General features: G+C 45.8%; 1 pseudogene. It reads left to right on the top strand.

Annotation, left to right across the window (positions count from 1 at the left end):
- A pseudogene (locus tag NLF92_RS13495) lies at positions 1-249 on the top strand (adenosine deaminase); the annotation flags it as partial.

The following is a 249-nucleotide window of genomic DNA, read 5'->3' as shown; positions in this document are numbered from 1 at the left end:
AGAAAACACAATATCAAAGTTAATCTGATTGGTATTCTGTCACGTTCTTATGGCGAAAAAGCGTGTCAGCATGAGCTAGATTCAATCTTGGCTTATAAAGAACACATCACTGCAATTGACTTGGCGGGCGATGAAAGGGGCTTCCCTGGAAGCTTGTTCGTTGAACATTTTAAGCAAGTGCAGCGCGAAGGGTTGCATGTCACAGTACATGCTGGGGAGGCCGTAGGCCCAGAAAGTATTTGGCAAGCC

The organism is Opacimonas viscosa (assembly GCF_024199005.1).
In the GTDB taxonomy this organism is placed as follows: Bacteria; Pseudomonadota; Gammaproteobacteria; order Enterobacterales; family Alteromonadaceae; genus Opacimonas; species Opacimonas viscosa.
This window is presented reverse-complemented; position numbering and strand designations above follow the sequence as displayed.